The organism is Formosa sp. Hel3_A1_48 (assembly GCF_001735715.1).
GTDB lineage: Bacteria > Bacteroidota > Bacteroidia > Flavobacteriales > Flavobacteriaceae > UBA3537.
In genome coordinates this window covers 1876768-1892496 of record NZ_CP017259.1, presented here as the reverse complement: position 1 = coordinate 1892496, position 15729 = coordinate 1876768, and the positions used below count along the sequence as shown (strand labels likewise).

Annotated in this window: 15 protein-coding genes; 5 read left to right on the top strand and 10 right to left on the bottom strand. The window is 36.6% G+C overall.

Annotated features, from left to right (window positions below; genetic code table 11):
- Positions 1 to 18: 18 nt before the first annotated feature.
- The 3 genes from menA to FORMA_RS08555 are packed head-to-tail and all read right to left on the bottom strand — an operon-like array spanning position 19 to position 2613.
- The gene (gene menA / locus FORMA_RS08565) at positions 19 to 927 is read right to left on the bottom strand and encodes a 1,4-dihydroxy-2-naphthoate octaprenyltransferase (protein WP_069675274.1); all 909 of its coding nucleotides are present in this window, start codon (positions 925 to 927) and stop codon (positions 19 to 21) included.
- 1 nt (position 928) lies between these two features.
- Complete coding sequence (locus FORMA_RS08560; protein WP_069675273.1) at positions 929 to 1768, bottom strand: 1,4-dihydroxy-2-naphthoyl-CoA synthase; 840 nt, start codon at positions 1766 to 1768, stop codon at positions 929 to 931.
- Positions 1769 to 1773: 5 nt separating this feature from the next.
- Positions 1774 to 2613, bottom strand: coding sequence for a CvfB family protein (locus FORMA_RS08555; protein WP_069675272.1), 840 nt, complete (start codon positions 2611 to 2613; stop codon positions 1774 to 1776).
- An 82-nt stretch (positions 2614 to 2695) separates the two neighbouring features.
- Here FORMA_RS08555 and purU point away from each other — a divergent pair, with 82 nt between their 5' ends.
- Positions 2696 to 3550, top strand: coding sequence for a formyltetrahydrofolate deformylase (purU, locus tag FORMA_RS08550; protein WP_069675271.1), 855 nt, complete (start codon positions 2696 to 2698; stop codon positions 3548 to 3550).
- 9 nt (positions 3551 to 3559) lie between these two features.
- Here purU and FORMA_RS08545 read toward each other — a convergent pair whose 3' ends face one another.
- The 5 genes from FORMA_RS08545 to FORMA_RS08525 form a co-directional block, all read right to left on the bottom strand.
- Positions 3560 to 3898 carry a DUF2853 family protein gene (locus tag FORMA_RS08545; protein ID WP_069675270.1) on the bottom strand — a complete coding sequence of 113 codons (339 nt, stop codon included), beginning with the start codon at positions 3896 to 3898 and terminating at the stop codon, positions 3560 to 3562.
- Between the two features lie 95 nt (positions 3899 to 3993).
- The gene (gene menD, locus FORMA_RS08540) at positions 3994 to 5679 is read right to left on the bottom strand and encodes a 2-succinyl-5-enolpyruvyl-6-hydroxy-3-cyclohexene-1-carboxylic-acid synthase (protein WP_069675269.1); all 1686 of its coding nucleotides are present in this window, start codon (positions 5677 to 5679) and stop codon (positions 3994 to 3996) included.
- Between the two features lie 54 nt (positions 5680 to 5733).
- Positions 5734 to 6798 (bottom strand): isochorismate synthase, encoded by a 1065-nt coding sequence (locus tag FORMA_RS08535; RefSeq protein ID WP_069675268.1) that lies wholly within the window; start codon positions 6796 to 6798, stop codon positions 5734 to 5736.
- A 7-nt stretch (positions 6799 to 6805) separates the two neighbouring features.
- The gene (locus tag FORMA_RS08530; RefSeq protein ID WP_069675267.1) at positions 6806 to 7225 is read right to left on the bottom strand and encodes a PaaI family thioesterase; all 420 of its coding nucleotides are present in this window, start codon (positions 7223 to 7225) and stop codon (positions 6806 to 6808) included.
- 132 nt (positions 7226 to 7357) lie between these two features.
- Complete coding sequence (locus tag FORMA_RS08525; RefSeq protein ID WP_069675266.1) at positions 7358 to 8077, bottom strand: bacteriorhodopsin-like; 720 nt, start codon at positions 8075 to 8077, stop codon at positions 7358 to 7360.
- 111 nt (positions 8078 to 8188) lie between these two features.
- Between FORMA_RS08525 and FORMA_RS08520 the strand changes: the two genes are divergently transcribed.
- Entirely contained in the window at positions 8189 to 9073 is an 885-nt protein-coding gene (locus FORMA_RS08520; RefSeq protein ID WP_069675265.1) for a Brp/Blh family beta-carotene 15,15'-dioxygenase, read from the top strand.
- Positions 9074 to 9142: 69 nt separating this feature from the next.
- Here FORMA_RS08520 and dnaK read toward each other — a convergent pair whose 3' ends face one another.
- The gene (dnaK, locus tag FORMA_RS08515; protein ID WP_069675264.1) at positions 9143 to 11044 is read right to left on the bottom strand and encodes a molecular chaperone DnaK; all 1902 of its coding nucleotides are present in this window, start codon (positions 11042 to 11044) and stop codon (positions 9143 to 9145) included.
- Between the two features lie 140 nt (positions 11045 to 11184).
- Here dnaK and panB point away from each other — a divergent pair, with 140 nt between their 5' ends.
- From panB to FORMA_RS08500, 3 genes are read left to right on the top strand one after another with little or no spacing between them, the layout of a single operon-like run.
- Positions 11185 to 12000 (top strand): 3-methyl-2-oxobutanoate hydroxymethyltransferase, encoded by an 816-nt coding sequence (panB, locus tag FORMA_RS08510; protein WP_069675263.1) that lies wholly within the window; start codon positions 11185 to 11187, stop codon positions 11998 to 12000.
- Between the two features lie 3 nt (positions 12001 to 12003).
- On the top strand, positions 12004 to 12708 hold the full coding sequence (locus tag FORMA_RS08505; RefSeq protein ID WP_069675262.1) for an RluA family pseudouridine synthase: 705 nt from the start codon (positions 12004 to 12006) through the stop codon (positions 12706 to 12708).
- A gap of 4 nt (positions 12709 to 12712) precedes the next feature.
- Complete coding sequence (locus FORMA_RS08500; protein ID WP_069675261.1) at positions 12713 to 14089, top strand: aldehyde dehydrogenase; 1377 nt, start codon at positions 12713 to 12715, stop codon at positions 14087 to 14089.
- A gap of 84 nt (positions 14090 to 14173) precedes the next feature.
- Here FORMA_RS08500 and FORMA_RS08495 read toward each other — a convergent pair whose 3' ends face one another.
- A complete protein-coding gene (locus tag FORMA_RS08495; RefSeq protein ID WP_069675260.1) occupies positions 14174 to 15712 on the bottom strand; it encodes a YifB family Mg chelatase-like AAA ATPase in 1539 nt (512 codons plus the stop codon).
- Positions 15713 to 15729 lie beyond the last annotated feature (17 nt).

Genomic DNA, 15729 nt, shown 5'->3' with positions numbered 1-15729 from the left:
TAAAATTAAAGAATTTTGTTACTGTCCAAAAATTATCCCTAGAGCAAATAATAGCGCTAAAGTAAAGGTTGAAAGTGCAACAGTTTTTAAATGTGGGTCATATTCTTTTGGATTGCTAATGTAATACACTGACTTAAGATGAAGTAACAAAGGAATAAATGCCAAACAACTAAAAAATACCGTATATGAAAAGGGCATGACAAGTACAAAAACAAGCATAAAAATGATAGCGAGAAGAACAATGGAGAAATGGTATACCTTAGAATTATTCGGCCCAAAATAACCAGCCAAAGTATTCTTTTTTGATTTTCGATCAGATTCTAAATCACGCATGTTATTCAAATTAAGTACAGCTGCACTTAATAACCCAATAGATGAAGCTGGAAGGAATAGCCAAGGATCAATGTGCTTAGTGAATAAGAAAAAAGTGCCTAAAACACTGAGAAAGCCAAAAAACAAAAACACCATTAAATCTCCAAGGGCATTATAGCCATAAGCAGATTTTCCGACCGTGTAAGTGATGGCGGCATAAATTGAAAGTCCTCCTAAACAAACAAAAACTGCGGCAGTAAACAACTGCTTTAATCCAAAAACAACAAGAATGAGAGCAATAGACAAAATTGCACTAATTAGAGCATTAATTGCTACGGCAGTACGCATTTGACTGGGACTAATTGCACCACTCTGTAGTGCGCGCTTGGGTCCAATTCTACTTTCATTATCTGTCCCCTTTATACCATCTCCATAATCATTAGCAAAATTTGAGAGAATCTGAAAACTAAGTGTTGTCAAAATGATAAGTGAAAATATTAGGGTGTTAAAAAATCCAAGATGAAAAGCGTAAGCTGATCCTACTAATGCCCCAGAAATAGAAAGTGGTAATGTACGCAGGCGGGCTGCAGATATCCAAGCTTTTAGGTTAGCCATATCAAGGGATCCACTTTTTATTAAAGTTTGGAGAGCGTTTTTCAAGAAATGCATCTCTCCCTTCTTTTGCTTCATCAGTCATGTAGGCCAATCGTGTGGCTTCGCCAGCAAAGACTTGTTGCCCTACCATACCGTCATCAGTCAGGTTCATTGCAAACTTAAGCATTTTGATGGAAATTGGCGATTTTTGTAAAATTTCTTGTGCCCATTCAAAAGCAGTAGTTTCGAGCTGATCGTGTGGAACAACAGCATTCACCATTCCCATTTCAAAAGCCTCTTGAGCAGAATAATTTCGACCAAGAAAAAAGATCTCACGTGCTTTTTTCTGACCAACCATTTTGGCTAAATAAGCAGATCCATAACCACCATCAAAACTGGTAACATCAGCATCAGTTTGTTTAAAAATTGCATGCTCTTTACTCGCTAATGTCAAATCGCATACAACGTGAAGACTGTGACCACCACCAACAGCCCAACCTGGAACTACAGCAATTACAGCTTTTGGCATGAAACGAATAAGCCGTTGAACCTCTAAAATATTTAAACGGTGATAACCATCCTTACCTATGTAACCCTCATCACCACGTGCTTTTTGGTCCCCTCCACTACAGAACGAAAATACGCCATCCTTAGATGAGGGCCCTTCAGCACTAAGCAATACAACTCCAATAGATGTATCTTCATTTGCGTCGTGAAAAGCTTTGAGTAATTCTGATGTAGTTTGCGGGCGAAATGCATTACGTACATCTGGACGATTAAAGGCAATGCGGGCAACACCTCTACATTTTTTGTAAGTAATGTCTTCAAATTCAATCGCTGTTTTCCATTGTATTGAACTCATAATTATTAGTTTTTACTTGATAAATATATACCGTTTGATTCCAAGCGAATCAGTCGTTGCTTGTATAACGAACCAACTGCTTTTTTAAAGCTTTTTTTACTCATTTGCGCTACGGACTTTATGGTTTCAGGACTTGATTTGTCTGTTATGTCTAAGAACCCATTGTGATCTGTTATAAGTTCTAGCAATGCTTGTGCACTTGGTTCAATATTTCTATAACCGATTTGGGCCAAGCTAATGTCTATTTTATTGCCTGGTCGTATTTTCTTAACAAAACCTTTCAATTGATCACCAACACTTAGGTCTTTGAAAATATCTCCACTAAAAACAAGCCCTAGATGTTGTTTATTAATAATAACGTTCATGCCAATATCAGATGGATGCGAAACAATCAAATCAACTTCATCGTACAAAGCAACAGAAAGATCACTGTTGTCCAAAAAGCGGTTTGTTTTACTGGAGGCTACAAGTCGGTCTGTCTTCTCATCTAAATAACAGTGTACCAAGTACCAGCCTCCCTTTTTCATTTTATAGGCTTGCTCTTTAAACGGACAAAACAGCTCTTTTAGCATGCCCCAATCTAAAAATGCACCAAATTCATTTACGGCATTACAACGCAAAAGCGCAAACTCTCCCCTTTGAATATATGGAGTGTCTGTAACCGCCACCAGACGTTCTTCATTGTCTAGGTAAACGAAAACATCAATAAAATCATCAATTTGGAAATTAGCAGGTACATACCTATTAGGTAACAAAACCTCATTGTCTTCATTATCACCCAAAAACAAACCTGGATCTGTATCCCTTAAAATTCTTAATCTGTTAATTTCCCCTATCTGAATCATGATACAAAGGTAAGCATATTAGAGGTAATAATAACTTGCAAAAAATCTGTTAATCAATTAAAGTTTTTTCTAATTTTGTTGGATGAAAAAATTTACAATTCTCATTAACTGTAAAGATCAATCGGGTATCATCGCAGCTACAACAAGTTTTATTTTTAAACAAGAAGGGAATATTACTTATGTTGACCAACATGTTGACCACGAGCAAGAAGTTTTTTTTATGCGACTTGAATGCACTTTTGAAAACAACTCAATAACAACAAACGAGCTTAAGCAACTTTTTGATGTTTCTGTTGCGCAAATTTTTGCAATGGATTGGACTATATTTGATGCCGAATTTTTACCAAAAATGGCTATTTTTGTGTCAAAGTATGATCATTGTTTATATGATATCTTAGGTCGATTTAAATCTGGTGAACTCAATATAGAGATTCCATTTATAGCGAGTAACCATACGGATTTAAAGCCCATTGCAGATAGCTTCGAAATTCCGTTTTTTCATATTCCAATTACTCCAGACACACGTGCTGATTCAGAGCGTCAGCATTTAAAGTTACTCAAGGAGTACAGGGTTGATTTTATTGTTTTGGCACGTTACATGCAGATTATCCCTCAAAGACTAATTGATGCTTATCCGTCAAAAATCATCAATATTCATCACTCTTTTCTACCTGCATTTGTTGGCGCAAAGCCTTACCATTCTGCCTTTAAACGTGGGGTGAAAATTATTGGGGCTACTTCGCATTATGTAACCACCGAATTGGACGCGGGTCCTATTATTGAACAAGATGTAGTTCATGTTTCGCATACACATACAATCAAAGATTTAATCAATAAAGGTCGTGACTTAGAAAAAATTGTTCTTTCTACAGCCATTAAACACCATATAAACCAAAAAGTAATGGTGTACGGCAACAAAACAGTGGTATTTTCTTAAAATGAATGGTTAAAATATTGATTCTTTACCAAAGTGCTTAGTCAAGAGATAATACACAACAGCGCGGTATTTATTTCGGTTGGATAGGCCATACAGCTCAAACACTTGATTGATCCCCTCATCGAGAAGTGGTGACTCTCTCAACTTTAATTTTTTAATCAAAAAGTTATTGCGGATGGTGTCTACTTCGGAAGGATCTGTTGAAGAAACCATAGAAGCGTCTTTGTTGTAAATAGATGGGCCACAATTAATTGTCACTTTAGTAAGGAGATTCATATCTGGGTTAATATTGCATTTTATTCTTAAATCGTTTGCATATTTTTGAATCAATTGCTCTCTTTTGTTCATAATAATTTGGGTTTGAATTAATATTACTGCTTGGACAGTTTCTCAGTTACATAAGACACGCAATCACAACAAAAGTCACATTTCAAGAGATTATTTTAAGCTATTTGGTCAAAATAAGATAAAAGAATTTTGTCATTTTGAGAAGAGGGTGTGAAAATTTCTAGAAGTTTTGGACTTGATGAACTTTTAAAAAATTCAGCTAAAGTAAGGGCTAAAGTTTGCTCCGAGTTTGCAGAACTGTAAGCAAAACCAAAATCTGTAGCTAGAGCTTTTGCATTTCGATTGTGCTTTGTCTCAAAATAAGTTTCAAATAGTTCTGAATTATCGTTTCCAGGTAAAATTCTAAAAATTCCTCCCCCACTATTATTGATTACTATTATTCTAAAGTTTGAAGGGATATACTTATTCCACAAGCCATTAATATCATAGAAAAAGCTTAAATCTCCAGTAATCAAAAGGGTAGGTTCTTTTGAAACAATAGAAGCTCCAACTGCAGTACTGGTGGAACCGTCTATTCCACTTGTCCCTCTGTTGCAATACAATGAAATGGATGGGTGAAATTCGAAAAGCTGCAAATAGCGAATAGCAGAACTGTTACCTGATTGAACCACAAAGTTTTGAGGGATAGCATGTGAAATCAACTCAAAAGCCTTGAAATCACTGAAAGGCATAGATTTTAAATACTCATTATGAGCCTTTTTACGCTGTAGTTTTACTCTATTCCAAAAATCAAAGTAGGAGCTTTTGTTTGAAGGAGTATTCTTAAATAATTGACGAAAAAAATCATTTGGATTTATCTTAAAATGTTTATTTAAACAAAAATAAGTGTCATTGGCTTTGTAGGGGTCAACATGCCAATGGTGTTTGGGGTTATAAGCCCTTAAAAAAGCTTTGATTTTTTTTGATATTATTAATCCTCCAAAAGTTAAAAGCAAATCTGGCTGAAGCGCTTCATAACCCTCCTCATTTAGTGGTGCAATTAGCTGGTCTATAAAGGGAAAGAAATTACTGTGGTGCAAGTTAGATGTTGTTTCTGTGAGAACTATCACTGAGGGATCATTAGCTAGTTGATCAATTACCGCTGAATCTAATGAATTTGGTGGGTTTACCCCTACCAAAACTAATTTACGCTTAGCGTTTTGCCATGTTTTTTGGAAGGAAGGACTAAGATAAAAATATGCTGTCTTTATATCTTTTTTAAAGGAGATGTTTAAGCTTAAAGGTTCAGGTACAGTATCATACAAAGGTTCTTCAAAAGGGACATTAATATGAACAGGCCCCATCATTCGACTAGCCGTATCGAGGGCTTTATTGATTAATTTTTGTGCTTTATCGCGTGCAAACTGAGTACTATTGAAAAGTGTTTTTGTTGGAGGCTTTAAATTGGCTTCAAAAAGAACATGTTTACCAAATGCGTGAGGTTGGATAATCGTTTGACCATCACCAATATTGATTAAATGTTGTGGTCTGTCAGCAGAAATAACTACTAACGGTAAACCCGAATAATAAGCCTCAGCTACAGCTGGGTAATAATTTAGCAAAGCACTACCAGAAGTACACACTACGGCTACAGGCTCAGAAGTTTGTTGCGCAATACCTAAAGCAAAGAAACCCGCTGATCGTTCATCGACTACGCTGTAGCATCTAAAAAAATTTTGATTTGTAAAACCTATTGTAAGAGGAGCATTTCTACTGCCAGGAGAAATAACAACATGCTTTAGCCCTTTGACTTTACAAAGCTGAATTATGAACTGCGCTAAATCGTGTTTTGGCCATTTCATCAGTGTGCAAAGGTATTGATTTTGGGTGGTTTAACATTGTTAAAACATTGTTATTTAAGTTGTAAAAACAGAACTTATAGTACGTAACTTAGCTTCTGTTTCCTCCCACTCCTTTTCTGGATCTGACTTTGAAGTTATACCACCCCCTGCAAATAAAGTAGCTTTAAGATCATTTATATGCATACAACGTAAATTGACGACTAAGTTTGTGACAGTTGAATTATTTTTCAAAATATTTATTTCTCCTAAAAAACCGGAATAGAAGGCGCGGTCAATAGGCTCAAATTTGTTAATGTATAGCATCGCCTCTTTTTTAGGAGTCCCACAAACTGCAGGTGTTGGATGAATACTTGATATAAGCGCTTTTAAAGCGTTTGGATTGTCAATTAGGACACCACTCAAGGAAGTTTGTAAATGAAGAAGCTTGCCTGCTCTTATGGTCTTTGGGGATGATATTTCAATGTCAGAAATATAATCAGAAAGTTTGTTTTTTAAATATGAAGTTACAAAGGAGTGTTCTTCATGATTTTTTAAATCCCATTGAACGTCCATAGAGCCATTGTACTCTTGAGTTCCAGCCAAAGCCATTGTTTTTAATTTGTGGTTTTCTATTTTTAACAAGGTTTCAGGTGAAGCGCCTAACCAAAATCCAGTTTTTGGATGATACCAGCAGTAAGTGTAGGCATCTGGGTAAGCAGACACCAAAGAAAAGAACAATTGAACTATATCCATTTTAATGAAATCTAGCTCTGCTGTACGCGCCAGTACTACTTTTTCTAAAGCTGACCCATCAATCGCTTTTATAGCATCCGATATCAAGCGCTTGTGTTGATTAGGAGAAATAGTGCCGTATACGGCGTTATAAGATGATGAAAAAGTTGAAAACTCGTTCAACCCAATCTCTTCAGTTACTTCATTGGGTATAAGATAAACTGAAGACGACAAATCGAAAGGTGCAAAAATAAATCCTTCTTCTGAAAAATCTTTTGTTTTGTAGGTTATCGAATTTGTTTGTAAGCGCGCACTAATTGAGTTTTTACCAAACTCTGAACTCAGTATGAATGGTCTTTCATTTTCAATCTGTGTATTGATTCGTTCAAAAAAACGATTAGTAGACATCGAAGATTTATTTTTTTAGGGTAATAGTTGTTAGCTTACATAAAGAAATAAGTTCATTTTCTTCATTTGTTACCTTTACGTCAAATACCTGAGTTGTTCTTCCACTATGGATGCATATTGCTTTTGCATAAACAAATCCTGATTTGATACTCTTGACGTGTTGTGCAGATATATCTATTCCGCGAACAAAATATGTATCTGTATCCAAGAATATATGAGCCGCAAAGCTCCCCACTGTTTCAGCAAGTGCTGCGGTAGCCCCCCCATGAAGAACTCCATCTGGTTGATGAACACTTTTTGTTACAGGCATTCGTGCCGTTATGAAATCCGCGCCAGCATCAACAAATTCTATCTTCAAAGTCTCCATTAAATTGTCTTTGCATGCGGCATTAGCGTGCTGTAGAATTACTTCTTTAGATAATTTCATTATTTTAAAAAATTTTGTGTAAAGTTACAAAAAGTAAAAACGGCTTATTAGCCGTTTCACGTTAAAAATAGTGTAAAAAAAAAGCGCAATTTTAAAATTGCGCTTTTAATATTAATATAGTGGGATTGTATGTTAGGCAGTTTTCTTAACTGCTAAACTGTAAATCACTAAACCGAAACCGATTTTATTTATGGCATCAGCAATGTTGTACCATACATCCATTGCTAAGCCTTCAGTTGGAAGCACATCGTACCAACCTTCTGTACCGGCCATATATCCAATTGGGTAAATTGCCCAACCAACTAAAACGAACCAGCATAGAATTTTGTGTGCATGTAGAACATCACCTCCAGCTTCTTTAGCCATTTTAGCAGCTCCACCAAGCCATATTTCGTATACAATTATAAAATATGCAATTCCAGAAACAGTACCCCACATAACAGCGTTGCCCATTGTTTCACCGAAATATCCAGTTACAAGCATTACAACTGAAAGTCCGATTAGTTTCCAAAGAAGACTTTTAGTTGCACCAGCAACTTTAAGTATAAGATAGAATTCAACACACATTAATGGAACAGTAAGGATCCAGTCAACATAACGGAAAGCCGTTACATTAGACACGTCTCCAGCCATAGATGCGTCACGCATGTACCAATAGTGTACAGCTGCAATAAATGTAATTAAACCAGAAACTAAAACGGAAGTTCTCCATTTTTTGTCAAACTGATTTAGAGATAAGAAAAAGAAGGCAGAAGCTGCCATCATTGCCATACATCCAATAAAGAATGTGAAATTCACTGGGTCGTTGACGTCTCCGCCGCCAGCAACAAGTGGTAAGAATAAATTTGTCATTTTTCTAAAAATTTTTGTTAGTTTTGTTTAAACAAATGTATCAATTTTTTATATAAATCTTTACCAAATCTCCTTTTTTTTCCTTTTTAATTGATTATTTAACAGTTTTTTATGAAAATTATTTATAGATTCTCAATCGTTTCAAGCTTCCTAGGATTGTGGATTACAACCTTATTTCCCGAAGATTTTGAATTGATTTTAGGTTTTTTTCTGATCTTTACTTTTGGTATGATTCATGGTTCCAATGATATTTTAATTATAAATTCATTGACAAATAAATCTAATTTTAACTTTGGTAAAATATTAATGACTTATCTCCTAGTAGTGGTAAGTGCAGTACTTGTATTTTATTGGTTTCCTAGCTTAGCACTTATTCTTTTCATAGTGTTTAGCGCCTATCATTTTGGCGAACAACATTGGGAAGAAGATTTAAAACTTGTTCATACTAATTACAAAAGGATTTATTTTTTTTTGTATGGCCTGTTTATATTATTCATGGTCTTTTATTTTAATGATGATAATGTGAAAATGATTATCAATGAAATTGCCGGGATCAAACTTTATGATTTGTACTCAAAAGAAATTTCAATAGCACTGGGCGCTTCAATAGTTGTGTTTCTATTGATCACGCTGAGGCAAAATAAAATTGAACTCAACACAATTATTAAAGAACTTTTCACACTTATCATACTAATGATAATTTTTAAATCCTCTTCATTAATATGGGGGTTTACTATCTACTTCATCATTTGGCATAGTATTCCTTCGCTGTTGGAGCAAATTAAATTTGCTTATGGCGATCTAAAGCGAGTACATATCATGGAGTATACAAAAGCTGCACTCCCTTATTGGATAGTTTCATTGGCTGGTATGAGTCTATTATATTTTGTTTTGAAAGATGAAAAACATTTTTATAGTCTATTTTTCGCATTTATAGCTGCTGTCACATTTCCTCACGCTATCGTAATGCTGAGGATGTTTTCAAAAAAAAAATAATTAAACTCGCAAAAACCAAAAAAGCATAATCTTTTCAGATTATGCTTTTTTATTTATCAAAATTTAAATTTACTTTACTTCTTCGAAATCCACATCTTCAACATTATCGCCTTCAGCTTGAGCATCGGAACCTGCTTCAGGACCAGCGGCACCAGCTGCTTGTGCATCTTGTTGTGCTTTATACATTTCTTCACTTGCAACTTTCCAAGCCTCGTTGATTTTCTCTAAGGCAGGGTCGATAACAGCAAGATCTTTACTTTCATAAGCCTTTTTCAGCTCCTCTAGAGCTGCTTCAATTGGCTGTTTTTTATCTTCAGAAAGTTTGTCTCCAAATTCTTTTAGTTGCTTTTCAGTTTGAAAAATCATAGCATCAGCACTATTGAGCTTGTCAGCAGTTTCTTTTGCCTTGGCATCTGCATCTGCATTAGCTTCAGCGTCTTGCTTCATTTTTTCAATTTCCTCTTCTGTCAAACCAGATGAAGCTTCAATTCGGATGTCTTGTGACTTGTTTGTTGCTTTATCTGTTGCAGAAACTTTGATGATTCCATTTGCATCGATATCAAAAGTAACTTCGATTTGGGGTACTCCTCGCTGTGCGGGTGGAATACCGTCCAAATGAAAACGTCCAATTGTTTTGTTGTCTCCTGCCATAGCACGCTCACCCTGTAAGACATGAATTTCTACAGAAGGTTGGTTATCTGCTGCAGTTGAAAACACTTGTGATTTCTTTGTTGGGATAGTCGTATTAGCTTCAATTAATTTAGTCATTACATTACCCATGGTTTCAATTCCAAGCGATAGCGGAGTAACATCCAATAACAGAACGTCTTTTACGTCTCCTGTAAGCACACCACCTTGTATTGCAGCTCCAACCGCAACAACTTCATCAGGGTTAACTCCTTTATTTGGTTTTTTCCCAAAGAATTTCTCAACAGCTTCTTGAACAGCTGGAATTCGGGTCGAACCACCAACTAGAATGATCTCGTCAATATCACTTTTAGAAAGTCCAGCTGCCTTTAGTGCAGTTTCACAAGGTTTAACTGTTCTTTTCACTAAATCATCAATCAACTGCTCGAATTTGGAACGAGATAATGTGCGCACTAAGTGTTTTGGCCCACTTGCAGTTGCAGTAACATAGGGAAGATTAATTTCTGTTTGTGCAGAAGATGAAAGCTCAATTTTAGCTTTTTCAGCAGCTTCTTTTAAACGCTGTAGCGCCATTGGATCTTTTCGTAAATCCATGTTTTCGTCGGCTTTAAATTCTTCAGCTAACCAATTGATAATTTTTTCGTCAACATCGTCACCACCAAGATGTGTATCTCCATCTGTAGCAAGAACTTCAAAAACTCCGTCACCAAGTTCGAGTATAGAAACGTCATGCGTTCCACCACCAAAGTCAAAAACTACTATGGTTTGGTCTTTTCCTTTTTTGTCTAACCCATAGGCTAATGCAGCAGCAGTAGGCTCATTGATGATTCGGCGTACTTTTAATCCTGCAATCTCTCCAGCTTCTTTTGTTGCTTGCCGCTGTGCGTCATTGAAATATGCTGGAACAGTTACAACTGCTTCACTCACTTCATGATCTAAAAATTCCTCAGCAGTTTTCTTCATTTTTTGAAGTACCATAGCCGAAAGTTCTTGTGGTGTATACAAGCGCCCGTCGATGTCTACTCGAGGAGTGTCGTTATCCCCTTTGACTACTTTGTACGGCACACGACCAACTTCCTGCTTAGATTCAGAAAATTTATTTCCCATAAATCGCTTTATAGAATAAACCGTTTTTTCAGGGTTAGTTACTGCTTGTCGCTTTGCAGGATCTCCTACTTTAATCTCACCACCCTCTACAAAAGCAATCACAGAAGGAGTCGTGCGACGTCCCTCAGCATTTGTGATAACTACAGGCTCATTACCTTCCATTACGGAGACACATGAGTTGGTTGTCCCTAAATCGATTCCAATTATTTTACTCATAATTTATTGTGTTATTTAATTTGTTTCAAAAATTTATACAACTCAATAATGTCAATCATTATGCCATGACATGAAATATGACAAGGTGTCATGGCAAAGCATTTCTTTTTCACTATTTTTACAAAAAATTATAAGCCACCATGACAAACAAAAAACAATATAAACGCGTAACCGTCAAGTCTTTGGTTGAAATGAAAGCAGCAAATGAAAAAATATCAATGCTGACCGCCTACGATTATACTATGGCTAAAATAGTTGATGGCGCAGGGATTGACGTGATACTTGTTGGAGACTCAGCGAGTAATGTAATGGCTGGTCATGAAACAACATTACCTATTACCTTGGACCAAATGATTTATCATGCTTCATCTGTTGTACGTGCTATTGATCGTGCACTGGTTGTGGTTGATCTGCCTTTTGGAACTTATCAAAGTGACTCCAAAGAGGCATTGCGGTCTGCAATTCGAATAATGAAAGAGAGTGGTGGACATGCCGTAAAACTTGAAGGAGGAAAAGAAATAAAAGATTCTATTAAAAAAATTCTTAACGCTGGTATTCCTGTAATGGGACACCTAGGGCTTACGCCTCAATCCATATACAAATTTGGTACTTATACAGTCCGTGCTAAAGAGGAAGAAGAAGCAAAACAACTACTCAAAGACGCAAAAATGTTAGAACGGATTGGGTGCTTTGCTGTTGTTCTTGAAAAGATTCCAGCAAAATTAGCAAAAGAAGTCGCTGAAAGTGTCAGTATTCCAGTCATTGGTATTGGTGCTGGAGCTGATGTAGACGGGCAAGTTTTGGTCCTCCACGATATGATTGGAATGACACACGAATTTAATCCGCGCTTTTTACGACGTTATATGAACCTTTACGAAACTATGACTAATAGTATTGGGCAATACGTAAGTGATGTAAAATCGTCTGATTTTCCAAATGCTGAAGAGCAATACTAAGCCATGTCTAGAATTGTAACTAATTCATCTAATGTGCACGTTTTGTATGAAGACAACCACATTATAGCCATCAACAAGAGAGTTGGAGATATTGTTCAAGGGGATAAAACCAATGACCCACCGCTATCAGAATTAGTCAAAATCTATTTAAAGTACAAATACAATAAACCCGGAGCTGTATTTTTAGGAGTTGTACACCGGCTAGATCGGCCGACATCGGGAGTTGTAATTTTTGCAAAAACTTCAAAAGCACTCAAGCGGATGAATCAATTGTTTCAAGACAAAAAAATTGATAAAACCTATTGGGCTATAGTAAAAAAAAGACCAGTTAAATCAAAAGAGAGTTTAACACATTGGTTGAAAAAAAATCCAAAAACCAACACCACAAAAGTGTACCCAAAAGAAGTTCAAGACAGTAAAAAAGCTATTTTGCACTACAAAACACTTTTAAAATTGGACAACTATACACTATTGGAAGTGAAATTAGAAACAGGAAGATCTCATCAAATTAGAAGTCAAATGGCGTATATTGGTTGCCCAATAAAAGGGGATTTAAAGTATGGTTTTCAGCGAAGTAATGCTGATGGAGGAATTCACTTACATGCCAAAGCTATTCAATTTACACACCCGGTATCCAAAACCCCCATCTACATAAATGCAGTGCCACCAGATGATGTTTTATGGAACGAGTGTACTAAAATGATTTAAAACTATGGAACACATTAAGATTATTAATCAGCAAAAAACCTTTTTTGACTCTGGAAGAACTAGAGATTTATCCTATATCAAAGACAAACTGAAAGCACTTAAAACTAATATTCTATCAAATGAAGAAGCGATTTACGAAGCGCTTTATAACGATTTTAAAAAATCGAGATTTGAAGCTTATTTTAGCGAAATCGGGATTGTTGTTGCTGAAATAGATATGACGCTTAAGAATCTTAAATATTGGTCCAAACCAAACAAAGTACGCGCTGCTGCACTAAATTTCCCTTCGAATGATTATATTTATTCAGAACCTTACGGAGCTGTTCTAATTATTGCTCCATGGAATTATCCGTTCCAATTGGCCATTGCACCCGTTATTTCTGCTATTGCAGCAGGAAATACAGTTGTTTTGAAACCGAGTGAGCTTACACCAAATACAGCAAAAATTATTGAAACCATACTCTCAGAAGTATTTAAAAATGAGCATTTAAGTGTAATTCAGGGCGGGGTTCCGGAAACAACTGCTCTTTTGAACGAACGCTGGGATTATATTTTCTTTACTGGAAGTGTTCCGGTGGGTAAAATTGTCGCAAAAGCCGCTGCGCAATACATGACACCTGTTACGCTTGAGTTAGGAGGGAAAAACCCATGTATTGTTGATGATAGTATAAATATAAAATTAGTTGCAAAACGTTTGGTTTGGGGTAAGTTTGTTAATGCTGGGCAAACTTGTATTGCACCAGATTATATTATAGCTAAAAGATCCATAAAGTCTGAGTTAATTCATCAGCTCAAAATTGAAATAATTAAGGCCTACGGAGAAGATCCTAAAAAATCAACAGATTATCCACGAATTGTCAATACAAAAAATTTGAAACGGCTTTCGGCCATGCTCAAAGGAGTTCATGTGGTGCACGGAGGTGATGTCGATGATGAAGACAATTACCTTGCCCCCACTCTAGTGGACAATCCAAGTTTGAAGACTAAACTCATGGAGGGCGAAATTTTTGGTCCAATTCTACCTATTCTCAGCTATGAAACAATGGAAGATATTGAGTTGACAGTTAGCCGTTATGAAAAACCATTAGGGTTTTATGTATTTTCAAATAGAAAACAATTCTACAATACACTCATTAAAAAATACAGTTTTGGTGGTGGCTCAGTAAATGATACGATGATTCATTTTGGTAATCCGAGATTACCATTTGGTGGTGTGGGTGAAAGCGGTATTGGGGCCTATCATGGGCGTTTAGGATTCGATACGTTTTCGCACAAAAAAGGCATTACAATTAAAGCAAATTGGCTTGATATACCATTACGTTATGCACCCTACACAAATAAGCTTAAAAAAATTAAAAGTGCATTTAAATGGCTGGGGTAAAACAGTAATAGATTTTTCTTATTGAATATAATTAAAGTATTGATTTTCAATAATTTAATAAATCCATATAAAGTATAAATTTAATTATAATAACCACCCTTCCCGATCTAAACTTCGGTACTGAATAGCTTCACTAATATGCCTGCTGTTTATGGTATTTGATGCTTCAAGATCAGCAATTGTTCGCGCTACTTTCAAGATTCTATCATAGGCCCGAGCGGACAAATTTAAACGCTCCATTGCGTTTTTCAAAAGGGCTTTTGAAGCATCGTCCAAAACACAAAATTTTCGTATATGCTTAGTCTGCATTTGAGCATTATAATGTACCGAATTTATAGACTCAAAGCGTCGAGTTTGCAACGTTCGAGCTTTTGTTACTCGTTCTCTAATCACAATAGATGGCTCACCACGACGTTCTTCTGTGAGCTTTTCAAAAGGCACAGGAGTTACCTCCACATGAATATCGATACGATCGAGCAATGGCCCAGAAATTTTTCCCAGATAGCGCTGCATTTCAGCCGGAGAAGAAGTTACAGGTGATGAGGGATCATTAAAAAAACCGCTTGGACTTGGATTCATACTGGCGACCAACATAAAACTACTGGGGTATGTCACCGTGAATTTTGCTCTTGAGATGGTAACTTCCAAATCTTCTAAAGGTTGGCGCATGACTTCGAGAACCGAGCGCTTAAATTCAGGTAATTCATCTAAAAACAATACCCCATTGTGTGCCATCGAGATTTCACCTGGTTGAGGGTACTGCCCTCCTCCTACCAATGCGACATCGGAGATTGTGTGGTGTGGAGAGCGAAATGGCCTTTGAGTCATGAATCCAGAGGGCGAGCGCAATCGCCCTACAACGGAGTGGATTTTAGTGGTTTCCAAGGCTTCATTCAAAGTCATAGGAGGCAAAATTGATGGCAAGCGTTTTGCTAACATCGTTTTTCCTGACCCTGGTGGGCCAATCAAAATGATATTGTGCCCACCTGCAGCTGCGATTTCCATGCAACGCTTGATACTTTCTTGCCCTTTTACATCTGCAAAATCAAATTCGGGTTGGTCTAGTGCTTTGGCAAATTCTTCTTGAATATCAAATGCCGTGACTTCCAATTCCAAATTCTTATCAAAATGCTTGATGACGTCTGAAATATGACTGGCACCATAAACTTTGAGTCCTTTTACAATTGCTGCCTCTTTGGCGTTTTGTTCTGGGAGTATGAATCCCTCAAAACCTTCCTCCAGCGCTTTGATTGCAATAGGTAACGCTCCTTTTATGGGGTTTAAACTCCCATCTAGCGATAATTCCCCCATGATGATGTAGCGCTCCAAATGAGGGGCTTTTATTTGCCCTGAAGCAGCTAAAACCCCTATAGCTAGTGTTAAATCATACGCCGAGCCTTCCTTGCGCATGTCTGCAGGCGACATATTGATGATGATTTTTTTGCCAGGAATTCGAAAGCCATTATTTTCTAGCGCTGCTGCAATTCTAAAATTACTTTCTTTAATGGCATTATCAGGAAGACCTACCAAGTGGTATCCAATCCCATTGTCCACATTGACTTCAACCGTGATGGTATAGGCCTCCACGCCAAAAACAGCGCTACCATAAACTTTGTTTAGCATAAAATAGATTTGAGATT